The following is a 24,504-nucleotide window of genomic DNA, read 5'->3' on the forward strand; positions in this document are numbered from 1 at the left end:
TGAGGTCGAATGCGTGGCTTCAGAGGCGAAACGTCATGACCGCTCCCTCGATCACCGTCTCCGAAACGCCGCTGGTGCTGTACACCTTGCGTCGCGCCGATGATGCGCTGATCCTCGGCCATCGCCTGTCGGAATGGTGCGGCCATGCGCCGGTGCTCGAAGAGGACATGGCGCTGTCCAACATGGCGCTCGACCTGATCGGCCAGGCGCGCGAGCTCTACGGCTATGCGGCGAAGGTCGAGGGCCGCGGCCATGACGAGGACAAGCTCGCTTATCTCCGCGACGTCAGGCAGTACCGCAACCTGCTGCTGGTCGAGCGTCCCAACGGCGATTTCGCACACACGATGGTGCGGCAGCTGTTCTACGCGGCGTTCGCCGATCTGTATTGGCGCGGCATGATGGGCTCCACCGATGCGACGCTCGCGGCGATCGCGGCCAAGTCGGAGAAGGAATGCGCCTATCATCTACGCCATGCCAGCGAATGGGTGATCCGGCTCGGTGACGGCACCGACGAGAGCCACCGCCGTGCGCAGGCCGCGGTCGACGATCTCTGGGCGTATACCGGCGAGATGTTCAGCGTCGACGACTCCGAGCGTGGCCTGATCGATGCCGGCGTCGCGATCGATCCGACGATGCTGTTGCCGGAATGGCTGTCGATCGTCACGCACGTCGTGCGCGAGGCGTCGTTGGTGCTGCCTGAGAACGACTGGATGCAGCAGGGCGGCCGCGACGGGCGGCACAGCGAGCATCTCGGCCATCTCCTCAGCGAGCTGCAATACATGCAGCGCAGCTTCCCCGGTGCGACGTGGTAGTCGCCGACACCAGCCCGGCCGAGTTGCGCCAGCGTGCCTGGGACGCGGCGGCGTCGGTCGCCGATCCGGAAATCCCGGTGCTGACGATCGATGATCTCGGCGTGCTGCGCGAGGTCGAGGTGGTCGGCGACCGCGTCGAGGTCGCGATCACGCCGACCTATTCCGGCTGTCCGGCGATGAACATGATCGCACTGGAGATCGAGCTCGCGCTGGAGCGCGCCGGCTTTCGCGAGGCCAGCGTGCGCACCGTGCTGTCGCCGGCCTGGACCACCGACTGGATGAGCGAGGAAGGGCGCCGCAAGCTGCGCGATTACGGCATCGCGCCGCCGCAAGCCACGAGCGGCCGGCGGGCGCTGTTCGGCGTCGCCGAGGTCGCGTGTCCGCAATGCGGCTCGGTCGATACAGAGCAGTTGGCCGAGTTCGGCTCGACCTCGTGCAAGGCATTGTGGCGCTGCAAGTCGTGCCGCGAGCCGTTCGATTACTTCAAGTGCCACTGATGCAGCCACAGCCGTCATTGCGAGCGAAGCGAAGCAATCCAGTGCTGCGCACGCGGCTCTGGATTGCTTCGCTTCGCTCGCAATGACGCGGGGATAGAACCGATGTCGACAACGCCGCGCTTCCACCGTCTTGCTGTCCGTGACCTGCGCCGCGAGGCGCCTGATGCGGTGTCGCTGACGTTTGCGATTCCGAGCGAGCTGACAGCGGACTATCAGTTCGCACCGGGACAATATCTCACGCTGAAGACCACGCTCGGCGGCGAAGAGGTCCGCCGCTCCTATTCGATCTGTTCCGGCCCCGACGATAATGAGATTCGCATTGCCGTGAAGCGCGTCGATGGCGGCGCGTTCTCAAGCTTCGTCACCGACGAATTGAAGCGTGGCGACCAGATCGACGTCATGACGCCGACCGGACGTTTCGGCGTGGCGCTGCAGCCGGAGGCGGCGCGCACCCATGTCGGCTTCGCGGCGGGATCGGGCATCACGCCGATCCTGTCGATCGTCAAAGCTGTGCTGGCCCGCGAGCCCGACAGCCGCTTCTTCCTGTTCTACGGCAACCGCACCACCGCGGGCATGCTGTTCCGCGAGGAGTTGGAGGAGCTGAAAGATCGCTTCCTCCAGCGCTTCTCGGTGTTCCACGTCATCTCCGGCGAGGAGCAGGACCTGCCGATCCTGCACGGCCGCCTCGACGGCGAGAAGGTACGCATGCTGCTGCGCTCGCTGGTGCCGGCCGAGAGCGTCGACCACGTCTTCATCTGCGGCCCCACCGGGATGAGCGAGGACATCGAGGCCGCCTGCCGCGCGCTCGGCATCGCCGACGAGCGCGTCCATGTCGAGCGCTTCGTCTCCGGCGCCGGCGGCAGGCCGCGACCGAAGATGGTCGTTCCTGACACCGCGCCACCCAAGGCGATCGCCGCCCTGATCATCGACGGCAAGCGCCGCGAGGTCCCGGTCGCCGACGGCGAGGCTATCCTCGACGCCGCACTCCGTGCCGGCGTCGATTTGCCGTTCGCCTGCAAAGGCGGCATGTGCTCCACCTGCCGCGCCAAGCTGGTCGAGGGCAAGGCCGAGATGGAGCTGAACTACTCGCTCGAGCCGTGGGAATTGCAGGCTGGCTTCGTGCTGACGTGCCAGGCGAAGCCGGTGACGGAGCGGGTGGTGGTGGATTACGATCATATGTGAGGGGAAGGCCCGCCACTGCTACTCCTCACCCTGAGGAGCCCGCCGGAGGCGGGCGTCTCGAAGGGTGAGGCCCGGGCTGTGGCCTCAGGGTTCGAGACGCGCCTGCGGTGCTCCTCACCATGAGGGTATCGAGTTGTTCGTGCGGGTTAGTCGCTTTCATGGCTTTTCGGAGTCGCGCGCCTCCTCAAAAGTCGTTCTGCGTGCAGAGAGAGCCTGCAGCGCATCGAGATCGCCACGAATTAAAGCTTCCTTCTTGGCGCGGGTCCATTTCTTCAGGCGGCGCTCGTTCTCGATGGCATCCGTGATCCGCTCGAACCATTGCGAGTAGATCAGTTGGACTGGACGCCGTGTCAACGTGTAGCCGCCGAAGCTTCCGTCATTGTGCTGGGCCAGGCGCAGCTCCAGCGACGTGCGTGTGGTTCCGATGTAGAGACGGCCGTCGGCGCAGAGCAGGATGTAGAGATAGGCGCCTTCGGTCATGGTTTTTCCCTCGCTGCTTCTCCTCACCCTGAGGAGCCCGCCGGAGGCGGGCGTCTCGAAGGGCGAGGCCCAAGCTGTGGCCTCATGGTTCGAGACGCGCCTTGCGGCGCTCCTCACCATGAGGAGCTGCATTGCGCGGTCCGCGCAAGTCACGCCACCGGCCGCCGATCCTTGATCCGCTTCGCCTTGCCCGCCGAGCGCTCCAGTGTGTCCGGCGGCACGGCCTTCACCTTCGCTGTCACGCCGATGGTGTTCTTGATGTGGATCGAGATCCGCTCCGCGTGCTCGCTTAACCCCGTCTCGTCCCAATGCTCCGGCCGGGACTCCGCGTAGATCGTCAGCTCGTCCATGCGGCCTTCACGCGTGAGCTCGAGCATGAAATGGCCGCCGCACCATTCGGTGGTCAGCAGGATCTCCTCGATCTGCGACGGGAACAAATTGACGCCGCGCAGGATGATCATGTCGTCGGAGCGTCCCGTGACCTTCTCCATGCGGCGCATGCCCGGCCGGGCGGTGCCGGGCAATAGCCGCGTCAGGTCGCGGGTGCGATAGCGGATGATCGGGAAAGCCTCCTTAGTCAGGGACGTGAACACCAATTCGCCCATCTCGCCGTCGGGCAGCACCTTGCCGGTGTCGGGGTCGACGATCTCCGGGTAGAAATGGTCCTCCCAGATGTGCAGCCCGTCCTTGGTCTCCAGGCACTCCTGCGCGACGCCCGGACCGATCACCTCGGACAGGCCGTAGATGTCGGTGGCATCCATCGCGAACGCATCCTCGATCTCGGCGCGCATCGCGTTGGTCCAGGGCTCGGCGCCGAAGATGCCGATCTTCAGCGAGCTCTGCCGGGGATCGAGGCCTTGGCGCCTGAACTCGTCGAGGATGGCCAGCATGTAGCTCGGCGTCACCGTGATGATCTCGGGGCGGAAATCGTTGATCAGCTGCACCTGCCGCTCGGTCATGCCGCCGGAGATCGGCACCACGGTGCAGCCGAGCTGCTCGGCGCCGTAGTGGACGCCGAGGCCGCCGGTGAACAGGCCGTAGCCATACGCATTGTGGATGATCATGCCGCCGCGGCCGCCGGCGGCGCGGATCGAGCGGGCCATCACGGTCGACCAGGTCGCGATGTCGTTCTTGGTGTAGCCGACGACGATCGGCTTGCCGGTCGTGCCCGAGGAGGCGTGCACCCGGACCAGCTGCTCGCGCGGCACGGCGAACATGTTGAACGGGTAGTTGTCGCGCAGGTCGGTCTTCACCGTGAACGGAAACTTGGCGAGGTCGGCGAGCTCGCGGAAGTCCGAGGGATGCACGCCGGCGGCGTCGAACGCGCGGCGGTAATGGGCGACGTTGTCATAGGCGTGTTTGAGCGACCAGGCGAGGCGCCTGGTCTGCAGCGCCATGATCTCATCACGCGAGGCGCGCTCGGTGGCGTCCATCTCGGGCACGTAAGAGCCGGGTGATTGATGCTGCGTCATGGGTCAGGTCCTTCGGCGGATCAGCTTGCAGCTTCGGGCGTACCGGCCGGCACCAGCGTGCCGCCGATGCTGCGGGAATGGCCACGAAACTCGGCAATGACGGTCTCGCCTGCGGCGACGCGAACGTCGTAGATGCCGGAGCGCCCGCTGCGCGACACTTCGTGCGCACGGGCGGTCAGGACATCGCCGAGCTTGCCCGGCCGGATGAAGCTGATGCTGCCCTGGGCCGCCACGGTGCGGTCGTTGTGGGAGTTGCAGGCGAATGCGAAGGCGGAATCGGCCAAGGTGAAGATGAAGCCGCCATGGGCGATGCCATGGCCGTTGACCATGTGCGGCTGGATCGTCATCTGCAGGGTCGCGCGGCCCGGACCGATCTCGACGATCTGCATGCCCAGCCCCTGGCTGGCGCGATCGTCCTGCCACATCGCGTCCGCGCAGGCCCGGGCGAGGGCGTCGGGAGAGAGTTGCGCCGCTCCGCTCATGGGCGGGCCTCCGGCCGCGCAGCGGCCAGAATCGGCGCATGAGGATGCGCTGGTGAAACCACGGCGTTCTCTCCCGCTGATGCTTGTTGGAACAAGCATTCTGAACTAGTTAAGCGCGATATCGTGGCGAATATTCCGCGCGCGTCAAGCGAAAGCGATGCTTGCGCAGCCAGCGTGCCGCCGCCTCTTTTCCGCAACCAGAAGGACTGCCGCGCGTGCCGGAAACTGCTGATGTGGCCATCATGGCCGGTCTGGGGATTGGCCTCGTCTATGGCGTGGTCGGGCTGCTCAGCGGCTTCTGCATGATGAGCAGCCTGCGCGGCTGGTGGGCCGCCGGCGACGGCCGTCTGGTGCGAACTTACGCGCTGGCGATGGGCGTTGCGGTGATCGCCACGCAGCTGCTCGCGGCCAATGGCGCCGTCGATCTCGGCAAGTCGATCTACCTGCAGTCGACCTTCTCGCTGCCGTTGATGTTCGCCGGCGGTGTCCTGTTCGGCTACGGCATGGTGCTGGCGAATGGCTGCGGCTCGCGGGCGCTGGTACTGCTTGGCCGCGGCAATCTGCGCTCCTTCGTCGTGGTGATTGTGCTGGCGGTCGCGGCGGAGATGACGCTGAAGGGGCTGATCGCGCCGCTGCGCATCGCGCTGATGCAGACGTCCCAGACAACGGCAACGGCGACGTCGCTCCCCGCGCTGCTCTCGGTCGGTGGCCTGCACGGCGCGCCGGCGCGGCTGCTGCCGGCGCTCGCGCTCAGTTGCGCGCTGCTCGTCTTCGCCTTTGCGCATGCGCCGTTCCGGCGCGCGCCCGGCCAGATGCTCGCCGGTCTCATCGTCGGACTGCTGATCGCCGCGGGCTGGTTTGCAACCGGGTATCTTGGCGCCGACGATTTCAACCCGGTACCGGTGGCCTCGTTGACCTTCGTCGCACCGATTGCCGATGCCCTGCAATATGTGATGCTGTCGACCGGATCGACGGTGAGCTTCGGCATTGCCACCGTGGCCGGCGTGCTGGCCGGCAGCCTCGTGACCGCGCTGGTCACGCGCCGCTTCAAGCTCGAAGGCTTCCACTCGCCGCATCATATGCTGCGCTCGGCCGGCGGCGCCGCGCTGATGGGGATCGGCGGCGTCATGGCGCTGGGCTGCTCGGTCGGGCAGGGGCTCACGGGACTGTCGACCCTGGCGCTGCCATCGTTCGTAGCGATCGGCGGCATTTTCACCGGTACGGCGGCGGGATTGCGTGGGGCGCTGCGGGTGAGGCCGTTGAAGACCGAACCGCAGCCGGCGCATTAGTTCAACTCCGTCACCCCCACCGTCATTCCGGGGCAATCGTCGATGCGCGCGAGTGCATCGACGATTGAACCCGGAATCTCGAGAGGGCCGGACAAGAACGCAAGACAATCTCGGGATTCCGGGTTCAAGGCCTGTCGGCCTTGCCCCGGAATGACGGTGGGTGGGACGCGATCGAACGCTCACTCCGCCGCGCGCGTGACGATGCGGATTTCCGATGTCAGCGTCCGGTGCACCGGGCATTTGTCGGCGATCTCCATCAGCTTCTTGCGCTGCTCCTCGTCGAGTGCGCCGTCGAGATGGATCTCGCGCTCAAGCTGGTCGATCAGGCCGACCCTGGTCTCGCACTCCGCGCAGTCCTCCGCGTGGATCTTGCTGTGGCGGAGGGTCACGGTGATCCGGTCGAGCGGCAGGAGCTTGCGATCGGCATAGAGCCGCATCGTCATCGACGTGCAGGCGCCGAGCGCGGCGAGCAGCAGATCATAGGGGCCGGGGCCGGTGTCCTGGCCACCCACCGAGATCGGCTCGTCGGCCGTCAGTCGGTGCGGGCCGAGCGCGATGCTCTGCTGCAGCTTGCTGGAGCGGGTCTCGCGCACGACGACATCGCGTGGACCATCCGTGGCCGCGGGCGGGACGGCCGCGGGCGCGACGTAGCGGCTGGCCCAGCCCGCGATCACCTCGGCGATATAGGCGGCATCCAGTTTGTTGCTGATGAGATGGTCGGCATGGTCCAGCGAGATGAAGCTCTTCGGGTGCTTGGCGGCGACGAAGATGTGGGTCGCATTGTCGATGCCCACGGTGTCGTCGACGGGCGAATGCATCACCAGGAGCGCCTTGTGCAGATGTTTGACCTTGTCGAGCAGACGCTGCTCGGCAACGTCGTCGAGGAAGGAGCTGCTGATGCGGAACGGGCGGCCCGCGAGCGAGACCTCGGCCGAGCCGTTGCGGCGGATCGCCTCGAGACTGTCCTTGAACATGTCGGTGACATGGGCCGGATCGGACGGGGCGGCGATCGTCACGACGGCCTTCGCATCCGGCATGTCGCCGGCCGCAGCCAGCACCGCGGCGCCGCCGAGGCTGTGGCCGATCAGGATCGCCGGCGCCTGTTTTGTCTCGCGCAGATGATCGGCGGCGCGGACGAGGTCGGCGACGTTGGAGGAGAACGTCGTGTTGGCGAAGTCGCCCTCGCTGGAGCCGAGGCCGGTGAAGTCGAACCGCAGTACGGCGATGCCATACGCCGTCAGCGCCATCGCAATGCGCCGCGCCGCATGGGTGTCCTTGCCGCAGGAGAAGCAATGCGCGAACAGCGCATAGGCGCGCGGCGCGCCGTCGGGCATGTCGAGGGCCGCAGACAGTTTGTCGCCGCTTGCGCCTTGAAACTGGAAACGTTCGGTCGGCATGGTTGGTCTCCCATCGGTGCGTCCGCTCGCGGCGGAGACGCTGCGTCGTCTCACATTGTCGTATATCAGATCGGGCCTGCATGTGCCGGTGAGTGGAACCGATCAGCACCCTTCGTGCGGCCTCTGGATTGCGTCGCTTGCGCTCGCAATGACGGCCGTGGCGGGCAGCGGACGCTTCACAAACTCCGTCATCGCGAGCGCAAGCGAAGCGATCCAGGGGCTCAGCAATGACGCCAAGACATCAGCAACGACACCCTGCGCTGCATCAGCTACAGATACGATGACGCCATCTCGCGGCCTGCACGGCCCGAGCTTTGAGATCGTCGCGCCTCTCACGAGCGAGAGGGCGCAGGGAAGGTCGGGAGCCTGCCGCCCCCATGGCCCGCCTGCGGAAAAAATGCAGGCGGCAGGTACCACAGGTTCGGCTTAAGGACATCCCGGCCTTCCCTGCGCAATGGTTGGAACGGCTTATACGTGCTCTCTCCGGGGAACGGCTGTCTTGCCCCCGTCACCGCGATGCACGTCATTGCACCGCGATTTGACGCCAGCGCCGCGGCGTCAAGACCACACGATTTCGCCGTGCGCACCGGATCGTTCGTCCGCATGGATAACCACGCTGCGCCCCGTCGCGCCCACCGCATCCCGCGCTCCACGTCCGTGACGATCGCGATACGTCCCTCTGCAACGAGGCGGGATGACGGGGAGTAAATCACGATTTTCAGAAATCGTCAAGAGCAAATTTCGGCAGGGCTTGCGCGCGCCTGTCTCCGCATCGTCATGGCCGGGACGAGCCCGGGCATGACGGAGTAACTCACTGACGGGATCGTTCGTTGAGACAGCCCATTATCTCTCCATGCGATTGATCTGCGGTCTGACTGACCGACAATCTCGCACGCGAAGTATCACTCCCGCTGAGGGATCAGCTCGATGACCTGTTCGCCGTTCCGGATCGCCGTCGGCAGGTCCTGCGCGACGAGATCGGAAATCCATTGGACCAGCGCCGGCAGCGCTTCGTCCTTCGCCTGCCGGCGAAGCGGGGGCAGGTCGCGTTCGTGCGCGGTGCCGACCTTGATGTTGAGACGCTCATAGGGAATGTCGCCGTCCGGCGGCCGATAGCGCGCATCGAACAGACGCCGGCCGTGGCTGCGCACGAGATGGATGCGAATGCCGCCGAGATCCCTTGCGGTCAATGCGGCGAGGATGACGCTCGGCTTGAGCAGATACCCGTAGCCCTTGGGGATCTTGCCGGTCTCTGAGGTGAACTCCATGCTGGGTCTCTGGCACGTTTGGACATGACGATCAGATCGTCAGCCCGCTGGTCGTGATTGCGCCCTCTCCCCTTGCGGGAGAGGGCATGTAGGAAAGAGCGGCAGGCCCGGTTTGGTGAGGGGTATGTGTCCGCAAGCAAGGTATCCGTGGTGAGACACCCCTCACTCGACCGAGTGACTGGATAGGCCGGAGATGCCCTCTCCCACAAGGGGCCCACAAGGGGATAGGGCGCTGTATCGCGCAGCCGCGCTCGGATATTTGCAATGAACTCGGTCCCGGACGGTGAAGCCAAACGTGCCACGTTCTTTCGGCAGGATGATGGTGGGCACGACGCGTTTCGCGTCTTTGCCCACCCTACGGCTCCGTCAGTTCGGCGTTAGCGAAGGCCGTCACTCCGAATAGCGTTGCTCGGTCCAGGGATCGCCGCGGTTGTGATAGCCGCGCACCTCCCAATAGCCGGGCTTGTCGGCCTCGAGAAACTCGATCGCCTTCAGCCATTTCGCGCTCTTCCAGAAATACAGATGCGGCACCACGACGCGGACCGGGCCACCATGCTCCTGTGTCAGGGGCGCGCCGGACCAGCTGTGCGCGAGCAGCGCGTCCTCGGCGGCGAAATCCTCGAGCGTCAGGTTGGTGGTGTAGCCGTCATACGAATGCAGAACGACGAAATTGGCGGTGTCGCGCGGCCGGCAGGCGGCGAGCAGGTCGCGCGTCGCCAGCCCCTCCCATTGATTGTCGTAGCGCGACCAGGTCGTGACGCAATGGATGTCGGAGACGAACTGGCGCTGCTCCTGGGCGCGGAAGGCCGCGAAATCCCAGAACAGCGGATTTTCCACCGCACCATAGACATCGAGCCGCCAGCGCTCGGACGTGACCGTCGGCGTCAGGCCGAGATCGAGCACTGGCCAGTCGCGGGTCAGATGCTGGCCGGGCGGCAGGCGCTGGTCCTCCGGCCTGACGATGCGGCCGGTCAGGAATTTGCCCTCGCGCGCCCAGCGCTCCTTGCTGCGGGTCAGCTTGCTCTCGGGCGGCAGCCCGGACTCGTCGGCCATGTCAGCACCTCGTCAGGGTCGTGCGGTTCATTCACGCGGCTCTAGTCATGCCGGTGCATGGCGGATGCATGCTTGGTGTCGCGCATGGTCGCATAGATGAGCAGCGACAGGAAGATCACGCCGGTGAGATAATAATAGAACCAGGTCTCGTGCCCGATGCTCTTGAAGTAGAGTGCGATCGCCGGCGCGGTGCCGCCGAACAGCGACACGGTGATCGCGTAGGGCAGGCCGACGCCGAGCGCGCGGACGTTGGTCGGGAACAACTCGGCCTTCACGACCGCATTGATCGAGGTGTAGCCGGCGGTGAAGATCCAGGCGCCGCAGATCAGCAGGAAGGCTGTCAACGGCTCCTTGGTGCCCTTCAGTGCCGTCAGGATCGGGATCGTCGACAAGGTGCCGGCGATGCCGAAGAAGATCAAGAGCGGCTTGCGGCCGATGCGATCCGAGATCGCGCCGTACAGCGGCTGCAGCACGCAGGCGAACAGCAGCGAGCCGAAGATCACCATCGTGGTCTGGTCCTCGGTCAGGCCGACCGACAGCTTCACGAAAGTCTGCATGTAGGTCGTGAAGGTGTAGAACGCGGCGGTGCCACCGGCGGTGAGGCCGACGACGAGCAGGAGCTCGCGGGGATATTTGAATAGTGCGGCCATCGAGCCGGAGGGACCGGCTTTCTTCTTGGCCTCCACGAAAGCCTCGGTCTCGTGCAGGTTCCGCCGCATCACCGCGACAAAGATCGCAAGGCCCGCGCCGATGAAGAACGGGATCCGCCAGCCCCAGGCCTTCAGCTCGTCTGTGGTCAGAAACACCTTCTGGAGCAGCAGGAGCACGATGATCGCGGTGAGCTGGCCGCCGATCAGGGTCACGTATTGGAAGCTGGAATAGAAGCCGCGATGCCTGGCGTCGGCGACCTCCGAGAGATAGGTGGCGCTGGCGCCGTATTCGCCGCCGAGACTGAGGCCTTCGATGACGCGGGCGAGCGCCAGGATGATCGGCGCGGCGATGCCGATGGTGGCGTAGGTCGGCGTCACCGCGATGATCAGCGAGCCGAAGCACATGCAGAGCACGGAGACCGTCAGCGACAGCCTGCGGCCATATTGGTCGGCAAGGTAGCCGAACAGCCAGCCGCCGAGCGGGCGCATCAGGAAGGTCGCGGCGAACACCACGGCCGCGTTGAGCTGCTCGACGACGGGGTCCTTCGACGGGAAGAAAGCCGGCGCGAAGTACAAGGCGAATGCCGTGTAGGCGTAGAAGTCGTACCATTCGACCAGATTGCCGGCGGAGCCGATCAGGATGGCCTTGATGCGCCGCTCGACGTCGCTGAACGTCGTAGCGGGCTCTACGGCAGGCTCGATCGCCTGGTCTGTCATATCCGGTCTCCGGGCAAGCGTGGTTTGCGGCCCTTCTACGGCAGCCGCCCGAATTGCCAACAGCCGATAACGGACATGGGTCCCATGTTCAGCGCATGGAACTCGGCGCAAATCAAAGCAGACCTGCCGCCCCTGAGGGAGCCCGCCAGAAGACGGGCGTCTCGAACCAGGCCCCTGATCGGATCAGCTTTTCGGGGCGCGCGGATCGATCGGGGTCGAGCTGGCTATGCCGAGGATGTCCTCCAGCACCTTGGCGCCGGCGAGCAGCTTGGCGTCAGCGCGCGGCCGCGCGATCACCTGCAGCCCCACCGGAAGCCCCGATGCCGTGAAGCCGCAGGGCAGCGACAGGGCCGGGCAGCAGGCCAGCGTGATCGCATAGACGATGCCGAGCCACTGCACGTAGTTGTCGAATTTGTGCCCCGCGCATTCGGCGACGTAGCGGTTCTCGACCGGGAAGGGCGGCACGATCGTCGCCGGCGCCAGCAGCAGATCATAGGTCTCGAAGAATTTTACCGCGCGTGCGGTGATCGCCACGCGCTGCGCCTCCGCGCGCGCGATCTGCGCGACCGAGAGCTTCAGTCCTTCCTCGATGTTCCAGATCACCTCGGGCTTCAACTGCTCGCGCTTGGTGCGCAGCAGCTCCTGCTTGCTCATCGCGAAGTCGAGCGCGCGCAGCACATGGAAGCATTCATGCGCCTCGCTGAAATCCGGATGCGCCTCCTCGACGATGACGCCCAGCTCAGCGAAGCGCTGCGCCGCCTTGCGGGTCACTGCAATCACTTCGGGATCGACCGGCGTGATGCCGAGATCGGGCGAATAGGCGACGCGCACCGGCTTGTTGCCGGAGCGGGCCGCCGCCAGGAACGAGGTCGCGGGCGAGGGCAGCGAGATCGGGTCGGCGGCGTGCTCGCCGCTCATCGCGTCCAGCAGCAGCGCGAGGTCCTCGACATTGCGGGCCATCGGGCCCTGGACGCCGAGATTGCGATCGACGGCGACCGCCGGCGTATGCGCGACGCGGCCGAAGCTCGGGCGTAGGCCGACGATGCCGCAGAAGCTCGCGGGATTGCGCAGCGAGCCGCCCATGTCCGAGCCATGCGCCAGCCAGGCCATGCCGGTGGCCAGCGCCACCGCGGCGCCGCCGGAGGAGCCGGCGGCCGAGCGCGATGTGTCCCAGGGATTGAGCGTGGCCCCGAACACCTCGTTGAAGGTGTTGGCGCCGGCGCCGAACTCCGGCGTGTTCGACTTGGCGTAGATCACGCCGCCATTGGCTTCGAGATGCTCGACCATGAGATCGGAGCGTTCCGGAATCCGGTCCTTGAAGATCGGCGAGCCCTGCGTGGTGAGCACGCCCTGAACATCGGTGAGGTCCTTGATCGGGACCGGCAGGCCTGCGAGCAGACCGCGCGCACCGGCGGGCTTGCTCATCAGCGCCTTGGCATGATCGCGGGCGCGGTCGAAGCACAGCGTCGGCAGCGCATTGACCTTGCCGTCGACGGCTGAAATGCGCGCTTCCAGCGCATCGAGGCAATCGAGCGGCGTGACCTCGCCGGCCTTCAACTTGTCGACGACGGTGCAGGCGGTCTCGCGGATCAATCCCTGGTCGGCCAAAGTGCGGTTCTCCTGATGGCAAGCGTCCGGCGCGACGTTGTAGATCACGTTTGCGGCGACGTGGGAAGGTCGCGGCGATCAACCCCACCCTGCGCTGATGCCGCCATCGACGGTATAGATCACACCGGAGGTGTAGCCGGCGCGGTCGGACGCGAGGAACGCCATCAGGTCGGCGATCTCGCGCGGATACGCCGGGCGGCCGAGCGGGAGACCTTTCTGGAATTCCGTGTAGCGGCTCTCGTCGCCGAACTGCTGCCTCGCGCGGGTCTTCAGCAGGGTCACGTGGCGGTCGGTGCCGACAGGGCCGGGATTGATGCCGACGACTCGGATGTTGTCGGCAAGGCTCTTGGAGCCGAGCGCGCGGGTGAAGGCCATCAGCGCCGCATTGCCGGCGCTGCCGCAGATGTAGTTGGCGTCGAACTTCTCGCCAGCGGCGCCGATGTCGTTGATGATCACGCCCGATCCGCGCGCCTTCATCTGGGCGTAGACCAGCCGCGCCAGGTTGATGAAGCCGAACACCTTCAGATCCCAGGCATGCCTCCAGGTCGCCTCGTCGATCCTGTCGATCGGTCCGCCCGGAATGTCGCCGGCATTGTTGACGAGGATGTCGATGTCCGCGGCTTCCTGCGCGAGCCGCGTGACATCCTCGGACTTGCGCAGGTCGACCACATGCGCCGCCGCGTCGATCTGATGCTTCGACCGGAGCTGCTCCACCAGCGCCGACAGGCGGTCGGCGCTGCGCGCGGCGAGGCGGACGTGGCAGCCTTCCTCGGCAAAGGCCTCGGCCGCCGCGGCGCCGATGCCCTTGGAGGCGCCGGTGATGAGGACGCGCTTGCCGCGCAGATGAAGGTCCATGACAACTCTCGCTGGATGAAGAGGAGACCGGTTTGGCTTGTGCGATTGTCTTGCGCGTCAGCCATGCGGTCAATCTTGCACCGCAGCGTTGCGCTCGTCGGCCGTTTGGTCCATTCAGGCGATCGACAAATTCAGCCGGGCCAACCGGCGCAACCCGCAAGGATCCGCTCGATGAGCAAGAAGCCCTATCGTATCGCAGTCATTCCCGGTGACGGCATCGGCAAGGAGGTCATGCCCGAAGGGCTGCGCGTGATCGAGGCGGCCGCCAAGAAGCACGGCGTCGCGGTGCAGTTCGATCATTTCGACTTCTCGAGCTACGACTACTACGAGAAGCACGGCCAGATGATGCCGGACGACTGGAAGACGCAGATCGGCAGCCATGACGCGATCTATTTCGGCGCCGTCGGCTGGCCGGCCAAGATCGCCGACCACGTCTCGCTGTGGGGCTCGCTGATCAAGTTCCGCCGTGAGTTCGACCAGTATGTGAACCTGCGTCCCGTGCGCCTGATGCCCGGCGTGCCCAGTCCGCTGGCGGGCCGCAAGCCCGGCGACATCGATTTCTGGGTGGTGCGTGAAAACACCGAAGGCGAATACTCGTCCGTCGGCGGCCGCATGTTCCCGGACACCGATCGCGAGTTCGTCACCCAGCAGACGGTGATGACCCGCACCGGCGTCGACCGCATCCTGAAGTTCGCTTTCGAGCTGGCGCAATCCAGGCCGAAGAAGCATTTGACCTCGGCGACCAAGTCCAACGGCATCTCGATCACGATGCCGTATTGGGACGAGCGCGTCGAGGCGATGGCCAAGAACTATCCGGGCGTGAAGTGGGACAAGTACCACATCGACATCCTCACCGCGAACTTCGTGCTGCATCCGGACTGGTTCGACGTCGTCGTCGGCTCCAATCTGTTCGGCGACATCCTGTCGGACCTCGGCCCGGCCTGCACCGGCACCATCGGCATCGCGCCCTCGGGCAACATCAATCCCGAGCGCAATTTCCCGTCGGTGTTTGAGCCGGTGCACGGCTCCGCGCCCGATATCGCGGGGCAGGGGATCGCCAATCCGATCGGCATGATCTGGTCGGGCGCAATGATGCTGGAGCATCTCGGCGAGAAGACCGCGGCGCAGTCGATCGTCGGCGCGATCGAGCGTACGCTGGGCGAGCGGACGTTGCGGACGCGGGATCTTGGCGGCAATGCGGATACCGAGGCGTGCGGCAAGGCCGTTGCGGACATGGTGGATTAGTCGACGCTGTTTGTTGTCGCCCCGGCGAACGCCGGGGCCCATAACCACCGGCCGGTGTTGTGGCTGCCGGTATCTGCCACCGCGCGCCACTGATAAATCACGCGGTATGGGTCCCGGCGTTCGCCGGGACGACGCTGGTGCTTGGGGCGACAGCTCGCGCACCAACCGTCATTGCGAGGAGCCAACGGGTCCGCGCAACGCGAGGCCCGATGACAGGCTCCGCGACGAAGCAATCCAGAGTCGCGCACTCGGCCCTGGATTGCTTCGCTTCGCTCGCAATGACGGAGAAAGACCGTAGGGTGGCAAAGGCGCGGCTCTGCTGCATCTCCATACGAAGTCGCGGTGGCGCCGTGCCCACCGTCTTGCCGCGTGAACGCGGATGCGCAGTGGGCACTCGGCCGCCCTGCGGGCGGCTGCTTTGCCCACCCTACGCGTCGACAACTACTCCTTTGCCACCCTTCGGCAGTGCTCCCACGCGGCGTGGATCAAATTCTCGCTCGCTTCGGGCGTGCGAAACGCCGAATGCGCCGACAGCGTGACGTTGGGGATCGTCGTCAGCACGTGATCTCCCGGCAGGGGCTCGGTGTTGAACACGTCGAGGCCGGCGTGGCGGATCTGACCGCTGCGCAAGGCATCGATCATCGCGACCTCGTCGACGATGGCAGCGCGGGCGGTGTTGACGAAGATCACGCCCTTGCGCATTTGCGCGATGCGCTCGCGCGACAGGAAGCCGCGGGTCTCGTCGTTGAGCAGGAGATGCAGCGAGACGACGTGGCTCTCTTTGAGCAGCGTGCCGAGGTCGACGAAGTTCACTCCCGGATGGCTCTTCGGCGACCGGTTCCAGGCGATCACCGTCATGCCGCTGCCGGATGCGATGCGCGCGACCTCGGCGGCGATGCCGCCGAAGCCGATCAGGCCGAGCGTCTTGCCGGTGAGCTGCATGCCGTCGTCGCGCAGCCAGTTGCCGGCGCGCATCTCGCGGTCCATCTGCGCGATGCCGCGGGCCGACGCCCACATCAGCGCGATGGCGGCTTCCGCCACGGCGGTGTCGCCGTAGCCCTTGATGAGGTGCACCGTGATGCCGAGCTCGGCCAGCTCCTCCGGATTCATGTAGCTGCGCGCGCCGGTGCCGAGGAAGACGACGTGCTTGAGCCCCTTGCACTGCCGGGCGACATCAGTTGGCAACGCCGTGTGGTCGACGACGCCGATCTCGGCGCCGTCGAGAATGGCCGGCCAGTCTTCCGGCTTGATGTCCGGGTCGAGATGCACGCGCATCTCGGGATCGCCCGGCTTGCGCTGCCGCTTGAAGATCTCGGCCAGCGAGTCGTTGGCGTCGATGAAAACTCCGCGCACGGATACCTCCTGATGAGCTTCCACTGGACTACGACGCCACGCCGGCCAGCGACAGCACGGTGTGCAGCAGCACGTTCGCGCCTGCCGCGCAGTCGGATTGCGTCGCGTCCTCGAGCTCGTTGTGGCTGATGCCGTCCTTGCAGGGCACGAACACCATGGCCGCGGGCATGATGGTGTTGAGGTTGCAGGCGTCGTGGCCGGCGCCGGAGGTGATGCGGCGGTGCGCATAGCCGAGCGTGCCGGCGGCGCGCTCGACGGCGTCGACCAGCTTGGGATCGAAATGCGTCGGCGGCTTGCGCCAGACCTGGTCGATCGCGATCTCGACGCGGCGCTTCTTCGAAATCTCGCTTGCGGCCGCACGCAGGCTGGCATCGAGCGCCTCAAGGGTATCGGCATTGGCGCTTCGGCAATCGATGGTGAAGGCGATCTCGCCGGGAATGACGTTGCGCGAGGGATTGGCGATCACGGCTTCGCCGATGGTCGCCACCGCATTCGGTCCGAGCTTGAGCGCGATCTGCTCCAGGGTCAGCGCGAACTCCGACAGCGCCAGCAGCGCGTCGCGGCGCAGCGGCATCGGCGTCGATCCGGCATGGCTCTCGAAGCCCGTGACCTTGCCGTCATACCAGAACACGCCCTGGCCGTGATCGACCACGCCGATGGTCTTGTTCTCGGCCTCCAGGATCGGGCCCTGCTCGATATGCAGCTCGACGAACCCTGAGAATTTCTGCGTGCCGACCTTGGTCGCGCCGCGATAGCCGATGCCATCCAGCGCCTCGCCGACCGTGACGCCTTCCGCATCCTTGCGCGACAAGATGTCCTCGACGGTGAAGTCGCCGACATAAGCCGCGGACGCCATCATTGCCGGGGCGAAGCGCGAGCCTTCCTCGTTGGTCCAGTTGACGATGCACAGCGGCGCGTCGGTCTCGATGCCGGCATCGTTGAGCGTGCGGATCACCTCCAGCGCGCCGAGCGTGCCGAGGATGCCGTCGAACTTGCCGCCGGTCGGCTGGGTGTCGAGATGCGAGCCGAGGCCGACAGGGGGCTTCGACATGTCGTGCCCCTTGCGGAGCGCGAACATCGAGCCGAGCGCATCGATGTGAACCTCGAGCCCGGCGTCCTCGCAGGCCTTGCGGAACCAGTCGCGGACCTGCTTGTCCTCCTGGCTCAGGGTGAGCCGCCGCACGCCGCCCTTCGGCGTGCCGCCGAATTTGGCGGTCTCGTGGATGCTGTCCCAGAGGCGGGCGGAATCGATCTGCAGATTGGTGACGGCGCGGCTCATGCTTGAAATCCCTGTACTCCGGCATCCTGTCCATCGCGCGCCGCGACGGCGGCGTCAACCGATGCCGAGGGATGGCTGGCCGTCTGCGCCGTCCGGGCTGCGAGCTCGGCGACGCGCTCGATCGCGACCATCTCGGGCGAGGATAGCCAGCTCGCGGTGAAGGTCAGCGGCGGGATCCGCAAGTCCGTCTTGAGCTCCTGCAGCCGTCCGGTCGCAAGCTCATTGGCGACGATCGCCGCGGGAATAACGGCGACCCCGAGGCCCTCGATCGCCATGTGGATCACGGTCGCGAGCGAGGCGCTGGCATGCAGCCGCATCGGCGGCAGATGCGGCCGATTGAACAGCGAGCGCACGTTGTCATAGGGCTGGGTCTTGCGCGGGAAGGTGATGATCGGAAACCGCGCCATCTGCTCCGCGGTCACCACGCCGTCACCGAAGCCGAGAGCCGGGCTTGCGAGAAAGCTGATCGGATAGTCGCACAGCACGCGGCTGCGGATGCCCGACTCGGTCGGCGATCCCAGCGCGAAGGCGAGCTCGATCTCCTGCGCGAGCAGGCGCGCGTGCAGGTTCGGGGTGACATCGACCTCGATCTCAAGCGACAGGTTCGGATGGCTCTCGTTGACGCTCTTGATCAGCCGCGGCAGCCAGTCGTGCACGATGGTCTCGGCGACGCCGAGCCGGAGCACGCCACGCATCGCCGAGCGGTCGCCGACCTCGGCCAGCATCTCCGCGCGCAGGCCGATCAGCTTCTCCGCATAGACCAGCATCTGCCGGCCGCTCGCCGTGGGCGAGGCCACGCGATGGTCGCGGTTGAGCAGCTTGACGCCGAGCTCGCGCTCGAGCTGCGCAATACGCTGGGAGATGGCTGGCTGGGTGGTGTTGAGGCGCTGCGCCGCGCCCCGGAAGCTGCCGAGCTTCACCACCCAGAGGAACGTCTCGATGGAACGGAAATCCAACATCGTGCCCGCCTCGGATCAATTTGATTTATCGATCCTGATTAAAAATGAAGATTAGACTTTATAGCATGGCTGATATTCAGTGAGTTTGTCGAGATATTAGGCAAATGGCTCACATGACTGTTTCTGTGGCACTGCAGCAACCGGCCGCCGCGGCCGAGCTTCTCCCCAGCCATCAGGCGCGGCTGGACTATCGATCCGGCAAAGGCTGGAGCACGGCGGGCGTTGCCAACGGCTTCGTCCAGGGCAATTTGGCGATCTTGCCCGAGCAATATGCCGGCGCCTTCCACCGCTTCTGCCAGCTCAATCCCAAACCGTGTCCGATCATCGGCATGTCCGATCCTGGCAATCCGCATATCCCGGCGCTCGGCGCCGATCTCGACATCCGCACCGACGTGCCGCGTTATCGCGTCTGGCGCGACGGCGAGATGGTGGAGGAGCCGACCGATCTGATGACGCACTGGCGTGACGATCTCGTCACCTTCGTGCTCGGCTGCTCGTTCTCCTTCGAGGAGGCGCTGATGGCCGACGGTCTGCCGATCCGCCACATCGAGCAGGGCTGCCGCGTGCCGATGTACCGCACCAACATCGCCTGCACGCCGTCGGGGCCGTTCGCGGGTCCCATGGTGGTGTCGATGCGCCCGTTCAAGCCGGCGCAGGCGATTCGCGCGGTGCAGATCACGACGCGCTTTCCGGCCGTGCATGGCGCGCCGGTGCATCTCGGCCATCCCGATCAGATCGGCATCGCCGACATCAACAAGCCCGACTACGGCGATCCCGTGCCGGTCGCCGCCGACGAAATCCCGGTGTTCTGGGCCTGTGGCGTCACGCCGCAAGCGGTGATCGCGGCAGCCAGGCTGCCGTTCGCCATCACCCATGCGCCGGGGCTGATGCTGATCACCGATCTCAAGAACAAGGACCTCGCCGTCCTCTGAGCGTCGCCGGACCGCTCGGAGTTCTCTGCCTTCATCGCTCTCAGTCGTTTACCCCAGAGGATATCGCAATGACCATCACGCGCCGTAACGTCCTGCTTGGAGCCACCGCCGCCGCTGCGCTCGGCCCGATCGCCGCCCGCGCCCAGACCTCCGAAGTGAAGATCGGCATCATCTATCCGTTCTCGGGCGCCAGCGCCCAGATCGGCGTCGACGCGCAGCGCGCGTTCGAGACCGCCGCCGAGATCATCAACGGCAAATATGACTACGATCTGCCGCTTGCCCGTACCGAGGGCCTGCCGGGCCTCGGCGGCGCCAAGCTCAAGCTGGTGTTCGCCGACCACCAGGCCGACCCGCAGAAGGGCCGCGCCGAAGCCGAGCGCCTGATCACGCAGGAGAAGGTGGCCGCCGTCATCGGCTCCTATCAGAGCTCCGTCGCGGTCACCGCCAGCCAGACCTGCGAACGCTACCAGATCCCGTATCTGTCGGCCGACAACTCCTCGCCGAGCCTGCATCGCCGCGGCCTGAAGTATTATTTCCGCGCCGCGCCGCATGACGAGATGTTCTCGGCGGCGATGTTCGACTTCTTCGATGCGATGAAGAAGAAGGGCACCAAGATCGAGACCCTGGCGCTGTTCCACGAGGACACCATCTTCGGCACCGATTCCGGCAATGCCCAGCTCAAGCTCGCCAATGAGCGCGGCTACAAGGTCGTCGCCGACATCAAGTACCGCGCCAACTCGCCGTCGCTGTCGGCCGAGGTGCAGCAGCTCAAGGCCGCCAACGCCGACGTGCTGATGCCGTCGAGCTACACCACCGACGGCATCCTGCTGGTCAAGACCATGGCCGAGCTCGGCTACAAGCCGAACGCGATCGTGGCGCAGGACGCCGGCTTCTCCGAGAAGGCGCTGTACGACGCCGTCGGCGACAAGCTCGAAGGCGTGATCTCGCGCGGCTCGTTCTCGCTCGATCTCGCCGCCAAGCGGCCGATGGTCGGCAAGATCAACGACATGTTCAAGGCGAAGTCGGGCAAGGACCTGAACGACTTCTCCTCGCGTCAGTTCATGGGTCTGATTGTGATGGCCGACGCCATCAACCGCGCCAAGTCCGTCGACGGCGAGAAGATCCGCGACGCGTTGGCGGCGACCGACATGCCGGGCGCGCAGACCATCATGCCGTGGAAGCGCGTGAAGTTCGACGAGAGCGGCCAGAACAACGACGCCGATCCGGTGCTGCTGCAATATGTCGGCGGCAAGTTCGTCACCATCTTCCCGACCCAGGCGGCGGTCGCCGACGCCATCTGGCCGATGAAGTAATTATCTCGGATGTCGTCCCGGGCAAGCCGCGACGCGCGCCAGCGCGTGGCGGCGCCGACCCGGGACCCATACGCCGAGGCCGTGGTTGGACGATGATTGTCTGTCGTCGTGCCCCACAAGAACAGTCGTGGTTATGGGTCCCGGCTTTCGCCGGGACGACATCCCGTGTCACATCGAGAGTTGGGGGCAAAGCCTGTGACAGCAGAAACAATCATTCAAAGTCTGGCCAGCGGCCTGCTGATGGGCCTGCTCTACGGCCTGATCGCCGTGGGCCTGGCGCTCATCTTCGGCCTGATGGACGTCGTGAATTTCGCCCATGGCGAGTTCCTGATGATCGCGATGTACGCGACCTTCTTCCTGTTCGCGTTCTTCGCGCTCGATCCATTGCTGTCGGCGCCGCTGGTCGCCGCCGCTCTGTTCGTGTTCGGCGCGGTGGTCTACTTGCTGATCGTCAGATTTGCGGTCAGGGCCAAGGCCAATACCGGCATGGTGCAGATCTTCTCCACCTTCGGCCTGGCGGTGCTGATGCGCGGCGTCGCGCAGTACTTCTTCACGCCGGATTATCGCAGCATCCCGCACTCCTGGCTGGGCGGCAAGACGATCTCGATCGCCGGCATCTATCTGCCGCAGCCGCAGCTGATCGGCGCGCTGATCGCGATCGCGGCCTTTGCCGGGCTCTACTTCTTCATCCACCGCACCGATTTCGGCCGGGCGCTGGAGGCGACGCGTGAGGATGCCGGCGCGGTGGCGCTGGTCGGCATCGACAAGAACAAGGTGTTCGCGCTCGGCTGGGGCCTCGGTGCGGCACTGGTCGGTCTTGCCGGTGCCGTCATGGCGATCTTCTTCTACGTGTTTCCCGACGTCGGCGCCTCGTTCGCGACCATCGCCTATGTGACGGTGGCGCTCGGCGGCTTCGGCAGCGTGTTCGGGGCCTTTGCCGGCGGCATCGTGGTCGGCCTCGTCGAGGCCATCACCACGCTGATTTTGCCGCCGTCGCTGAAGACCGTCGGCATCTACGGCGTCTACCTCCTCGTTGTTTTCGTCCGCCCGCGCGGCCTGTTCGGATCGATCTGATGGACAAGGCATTCATTCAACGTCGCCGGCGCGACCTCGTTGTCGCCGCCTTCCTCACGGCCATCGCAGCCGTCGTGCCGATGTTCGTCAAGGACGTCTACGTCCAGAACATCATGGTGCTGACCCTGATGTATGGGGCGCTGTCGCAGAGCTGGAACATCCTGTCCGGCTATTGCGGACAGATCTCGCTCGGCCATGCGCTCTATTTCGGACTCGGAGCGTACACGACCGCGATCCTGTTCACCAAGTTCGGCGTACTGCCCTGGTTCGGCATGCTCTCCGGGGGCGTGCTGTCCGCCATCATCGCGATGGCGCTCGGCTATCCCTGCTTCCGGCTCGGCGGCCATTACTTCGTGATCGCCACCATCGTGATCGCCGAAATCACGCTGCTGCTGTTCCACAATTGGGACTGGGCCGGCGCTGCGCTCGGCATCGATATCCCGGTGCGGCGTGACTCCTGGGTGACGTTCCAGTTCACGCGCTCCAAGCTGCCATACTTCTATTTTGCCCTCGGGCTCGCCTGCGTCGCCTGGCTGGTGACCTGGTGGCTGGAGGACTCGAAGTGGGGCTATTGGTGGCGCGCGGTGAAGGACAATCCGGTCGCGGCCGAGAGCCTGGGCGTCGACGTGTTCAACTCCAAGATGGGTGCCGCAGCCGTGTCCGCGTTCCTGGTGGCGATCGGCGGCAGCTTCTATGCGCAGTTCGTCAGCTACATCGACCCCGAAAGCGTGATGGGATTCCAGTTCTCGCTGCTGATGGCGCTTCCGGCCGTGCTCGGCGGCATCGGCACCCTCTGGGGACCGCTGCTGGGCGCGGTGATCCTGATCCCGCTCACCGAGCTGACCCGCTCCTATATCGGCGGCTCCGGCCGCGGCGTCGATCTGATCGTCTATGGCGGCCTGATCATCGCGATCTCGCTGGCGCGGCCGCAGGGCCTGGTCAGCCTGTTCTCCCGCAAGCCCAAGCCGGCGGCGCAGCCGGTCCGAGAGGCGGTGGCGTCATGACGGCTCTGTTGGAAACGCGCAACATCACCCAGCGCTTCTCGGGCCTGACGGCCAACTCCGACGTCTCGATCAAGGTCGGGCGCGGCGAGATCGTCGGCCTGATCGGTCCGAACGGCGCCGGCAAGTCGACCTTGTTCAACCTGATCGCCGGCGCGTTCAAGCCGACCGAAGGCCAGATCATCTTCGACGGCGAGGACGTCACGGCGCTGCCGGCAGCCGAGCGCTGCCAGCGCGGCATCGGCCGCACCTTCCAGGTGGTGAAGAGCTTCGAGACCATGACGGTGATCGAGAACGTCATCGTCGGCTCCCTGGTGCGCACCACTCACATGCGCGATGCCAGGCGCAGGGCGCACGAGATGCTGGAGTTCTGCGGCCTCGGCGCTCGGGCCGACGTGCTGGCCAGCGATCTCGTGCCGTCGGAGAAGCGGCGGCTCGAAGTGGCGCGGGCGCTTGCGACCGAGCCGAAGCTGCTGCTGCTCGACGAGGTGCTGACGGGGCTTACGCCGGTCGAATCGCAGAAGGGCGTCGAGCTCGTCCGCCGCGTACGCGACACCGGCATCACGGTGCTGATGGTCGAGCACGTCATGGAGATCGTCATGCCGCTGGTCGACCGCGCCATCGTGCTCGATCTCGGCAAGGTGCTGATCGAAGGCAAGCCCACGGACGTCGTCCGTGATCCCAAAGTCATTTCCGCCTATCTGGGAGACCGCCATGCTGTCGGTGCGTGACGTCACCACCGCCTATCAGGGCCTCGTCGCCATCTCTAACGTGTCGATCGATGTCAACAAGGGCGAGATCGTCTGCGTCGCCGGCGCCAATGGCGCGGGCAAGTCGACCTTGCTGAAGTCGATCGCCGGCGCTGAGCGGCCGCGCGCCGGCTCCGTCACCTTCGATGGCAACCGCATCGACGGCATGGCCCAGCATCTGATCACGGCCAAGGGCATCGCCTACGTGCCGGAGAACCGGCGGCTGTTCCCGCGGCTCGCGGTGCGCGACAATCTGCGCCTCGGCAGCTACATGTTTCGCGGCGAGGCCAACCGCGAGGAGCCGCTCGACTTCGTCTTCAAGCTGTTCCCGCGGCTGTCCGAGCGGATGGATCAGCGCGCGGAGACGCTGTCGGGCGGCGAGCAGCAGATGCTGGCGATCGGCCGCGCACTGATGACCCGGCCGCGGCTGCTGATGCTCGACGAGCCGTCGCAGGGCATCATGCCGAAGCTGGTCGACGAGATCTTCCAGGCGGTGAAGAAAATCCGCGACGCCGGCATGACCGTGCTGATCGTCGAGCAGCGCATGGCCGAGTGTCTGGAGATTGCGGATAGGGCCTACATCCTGCAGACGGGACGCGTGCTGATGCAGGGCACCGCGTCGGAGATCAGCGGCAACAAGGATGTGCGGAAGGCGTATCTGGGATTGTAGTCGGGTAGGTGGGCAAAGCGACGCCGTCAGGCGCCGCGTGCCCACCGCCGGTGCTGGTGAGCGCGGCCGGTGGGCACGGGGCGCAAAACAGCAGTGCTGACGGCAATGATGTGGGCGCGCCTTTGCCCACCCTACGCGCCGAGCAAGCGGTGAGACAACAGCGCTGC

23 protein-coding genes are annotated in these 24,504 nt (G+C 65.8%); 11 read left to right on the forward strand and 12 right to left on the reverse strand.

Annotated elements, in window-relative coordinates; all coding sequences use genetic code 11:
* The first annotated feature begins 35 nt into the window (after positions 1-35).
* From paaC to paaE, 3 genes are all read left to right on the forward strand, one after another.
* Positions 36-812: a 1,2-phenylacetyl-CoA epoxidase subunit PaaC gene (gene paaC / locus QXZ94_RS02855; RefSeq protein WP_315719147.1), complete on the forward strand. Its 777-nt coding sequence runs from the start codon at positions 36-38 to the stop codon at positions 810-812.
* On the forward strand, positions 806-1,309 hold the full coding sequence (gene paaD / locus QXZ94_RS02860; RefSeq protein WP_315719148.1) for a 1,2-phenylacetyl-CoA epoxidase subunit PaaD: 504 nt from the start codon (positions 806-808) through the stop codon (positions 1,307-1,309). Before paaC ends, paaD begins: the two co-directional genes overlap by 7 nt.
* A 102-nt stretch (positions 1,310-1,411) precedes the next feature.
* A complete protein-coding gene (paaE, locus tag QXZ94_RS02865) occupies positions 1,412-2,491 on the forward strand; it encodes a 1,2-phenylacetyl-CoA epoxidase subunit PaaE (protein ID WP_315719149.1) in 1,080 nt (359 codons plus the stop codon).
* Positions 2,492-2,647: 156 nt separating this feature from the next.
* Here paaE and QXZ94_RS02870 read toward each other — a convergent pair whose 3' ends face one another.
* From QXZ94_RS02870 to paaI, 3 genes are all read right to left on the reverse strand, one after another.
* Positions 2,648-2,971 carry a GIY-YIG nuclease family protein gene (locus QXZ94_RS02870; RefSeq protein WP_315719150.1) on the reverse strand — a complete coding sequence of 108 codons (324 nt, stop codon included), beginning with the start codon at positions 2,969-2,971 and terminating at the stop codon, positions 2,648-2,650.
* 149 nt (positions 2,972-3,120) lie between these two features.
* Positions 3,121-4,443 (reverse strand): phenylacetate--CoA ligase PaaK, encoded by a 1,323-nt coding sequence (gene paaK / locus QXZ94_RS02875; RefSeq protein WP_315719151.1) that lies wholly within the window; start codon positions 4,441-4,443, stop codon positions 3,121-3,123.
* Between the two features lie 20 nt (positions 4,444-4,463).
* Positions 4,464-4,925: a hydroxyphenylacetyl-CoA thioesterase PaaI gene (gene paaI, locus QXZ94_RS02880; RefSeq protein WP_315719152.1), complete on the reverse strand. Its 462-nt coding sequence runs from the start codon at positions 4,923-4,925 to the stop codon at positions 4,464-4,466.
* A gap of 242 nt (positions 4,926-5,167) precedes the next feature.
* On the opposite strand from paaI, the gene QXZ94_RS02885 reads away from it, so the two are divergent.
* Positions 5,168-6,214 (forward strand): YeeE/YedE family protein, encoded by a 1,047-nt coding sequence (locus QXZ94_RS02885; protein ID WP_315726057.1) that lies wholly within the window; start codon positions 5,168-5,170, stop codon positions 6,212-6,214.
* 179 nt (positions 6,215-6,393) lie between these two features.
* Here the strand turns inward: QXZ94_RS02885 and QXZ94_RS02890 are convergent, their stop codons facing one another.
* The 6 genes from QXZ94_RS02890 to QXZ94_RS02915 all read right to left on the reverse strand — a co-directional run bounded on the left by QXZ94_RS02890 (position 6,394) and on the right by QXZ94_RS02915 (position 13,762).
* Positions 6,394-7,611 (reverse strand): bifunctional alpha/beta hydrolase/OsmC family protein, encoded by a 1,218-nt coding sequence (locus QXZ94_RS02890; protein WP_315719153.1) that lies wholly within the window; start codon positions 7,609-7,611, stop codon positions 6,394-6,396.
* A 902-nt stretch (positions 7,612-8,513) separates the two neighbouring features.
* Entirely contained in the window at positions 8,514-8,879 is a 366-nt protein-coding gene (locus QXZ94_RS02895; protein ID WP_315719154.1) for a hypothetical protein, read from the reverse strand.
* A 390-nt stretch (positions 8,880-9,269) separates the two neighbouring features.
* Positions 9,270-9,932: a sulfite oxidase-like oxidoreductase gene (locus QXZ94_RS02900; RefSeq protein WP_315719155.1), complete on the reverse strand. Its 663-nt coding sequence runs from the start codon at positions 9,930-9,932 to the stop codon at positions 9,270-9,272.
* A gap of 41 nt (positions 9,933-9,973) precedes the next feature.
* Positions 9,974-11,299, reverse strand: coding sequence for an MFS transporter (locus tag QXZ94_RS02905; protein WP_315719156.1), 1,326 nt, complete (start codon positions 11,297-11,299; stop codon positions 9,974-9,976).
* A gap of 183 nt (positions 11,300-11,482) precedes the next feature.
* Positions 11,483-12,907 carry an amidase gene (locus QXZ94_RS02910; RefSeq protein ID WP_315719157.1) on the reverse strand — a complete coding sequence of 475 codons (1,425 nt, stop codon included), beginning with the start codon at positions 12,905-12,907 and terminating at the stop codon, positions 11,483-11,485.
* A 78-nt stretch (positions 12,908-12,985) separates the two neighbouring features.
* Positions 12,986-13,762, reverse strand: a complete 777-nt coding sequence (locus QXZ94_RS02915; protein WP_315719158.1) for an SDR family oxidoreductase — start codon at positions 13,760-13,762, stop codon at positions 12,986-12,988.
* 171 nt (positions 13,763-13,933) lie between these two features.
* Between QXZ94_RS02915 and QXZ94_RS02920 the strand changes: the two genes are divergently transcribed.
* Entirely contained in the window at positions 13,934-15,007 is a 1,074-nt protein-coding gene (locus QXZ94_RS02920; RefSeq protein ID WP_172180724.1) for a tartrate dehydrogenase, read from the forward strand.
* 441 nt (positions 15,008-15,448) lie between these two features.
* Here the strand turns inward: QXZ94_RS02920 and QXZ94_RS02925 are convergent, their stop codons facing one another.
* The 3 genes from QXZ94_RS02925 to QXZ94_RS02935 are packed head-to-tail and all read right to left on the reverse strand — an operon-like array spanning position 15,449 to position 18,598.
* Positions 15,449-16,360, reverse strand: coding sequence for an NAD(P)-dependent oxidoreductase (locus QXZ94_RS02925; RefSeq protein ID WP_315719159.1), 912 nt, complete (start codon positions 16,358-16,360; stop codon positions 15,449-15,451).
* A gap of 28 nt (positions 16,361-16,388) precedes the next feature.
* On the reverse strand, positions 16,389-17,639 hold the full coding sequence (locus QXZ94_RS02930; RefSeq protein ID WP_315719160.1) for a Zn-dependent hydrolase: 1,251 nt from the start codon (positions 17,637-17,639) through the stop codon (positions 16,389-16,391).
* On the reverse strand, positions 17,636-18,598 hold the full coding sequence (locus tag QXZ94_RS02935; RefSeq protein ID WP_315719161.1) for a LysR family transcriptional regulator: 963 nt from the start codon (positions 18,596-18,598) through the stop codon (positions 17,636-17,638). Before QXZ94_RS02935 ends, QXZ94_RS02930 begins: the two co-directional genes overlap by 4 nt.
* Positions 18,599-18,711: 113 nt before the next feature.
* On the opposite strand from QXZ94_RS02935, the gene QXZ94_RS02940 reads away from it, so the two are divergent.
* The 6 genes from QXZ94_RS02940 to QXZ94_RS02965 all read left to right on the forward strand — a co-directional run bounded on the left by QXZ94_RS02940 (position 18,712) and on the right by QXZ94_RS02965 (position 24,337).
* Complete coding sequence (locus QXZ94_RS02940; RefSeq protein ID WP_315719162.1) at positions 18,712-19,530, forward strand: putative hydro-lyase; 819 nt, start codon at positions 18,712-18,714, stop codon at positions 19,528-19,530.
* A gap of 68 nt (positions 19,531-19,598) precedes the next feature.
* Positions 19,599-20,843 carry an ABC transporter substrate-binding protein gene (locus tag QXZ94_RS02945; RefSeq protein WP_315719163.1) on the forward strand — a complete coding sequence of 415 codons (1,245 nt, stop codon included), beginning with the start codon at positions 19,599-19,601 and terminating at the stop codon, positions 20,841-20,843.
* A gap of 195 nt (positions 20,844-21,038) precedes the next feature.
* A complete protein-coding gene (locus QXZ94_RS02950; RefSeq protein WP_315719164.1) occupies positions 21,039-21,917 on the forward strand; it encodes a branched-chain amino acid ABC transporter permease in 879 nt (292 codons plus the stop codon).
* Complete coding sequence (locus tag QXZ94_RS02955; RefSeq protein ID WP_315719165.1) at positions 21,917-22,921, forward strand: branched-chain amino acid ABC transporter permease; 1,005 nt, start codon at positions 21,917-21,919, stop codon at positions 22,919-22,921. Before QXZ94_RS02950 ends, QXZ94_RS02955 begins: the two co-directional genes overlap by 1 nt.
* Positions 22,918-23,649: an ABC transporter ATP-binding protein gene (locus tag QXZ94_RS02960; RefSeq protein WP_315719166.1), complete on the forward strand. Its 732-nt coding sequence runs from the start codon at positions 22,918-22,920 to the stop codon at positions 23,647-23,649. Before QXZ94_RS02955 ends, QXZ94_RS02960 begins: the two co-directional genes overlap by 4 nt.
* A complete protein-coding gene (locus QXZ94_RS02965) occupies positions 23,633-24,337 on the forward strand; it encodes an ABC transporter ATP-binding protein (protein ID WP_315719167.1) in 705 nt (234 codons plus the stop codon). The genes QXZ94_RS02960 and QXZ94_RS02965 overlap by 17 nt, the downstream gene beginning before the upstream one ends.
* Positions 24,338-24,504 lie beyond the last annotated feature (167 nt).

Origin of the sequence: Bradyrhizobium sp. SZCCHNS2022 (assembly GCF_032377575.1) — a bacterium.
Taxonomy (GTDB): Bacteria; Pseudomonadota; Alphaproteobacteria; order Rhizobiales; family Xanthobacteraceae; genus Bradyrhizobium; species Bradyrhizobium aeschynomenes.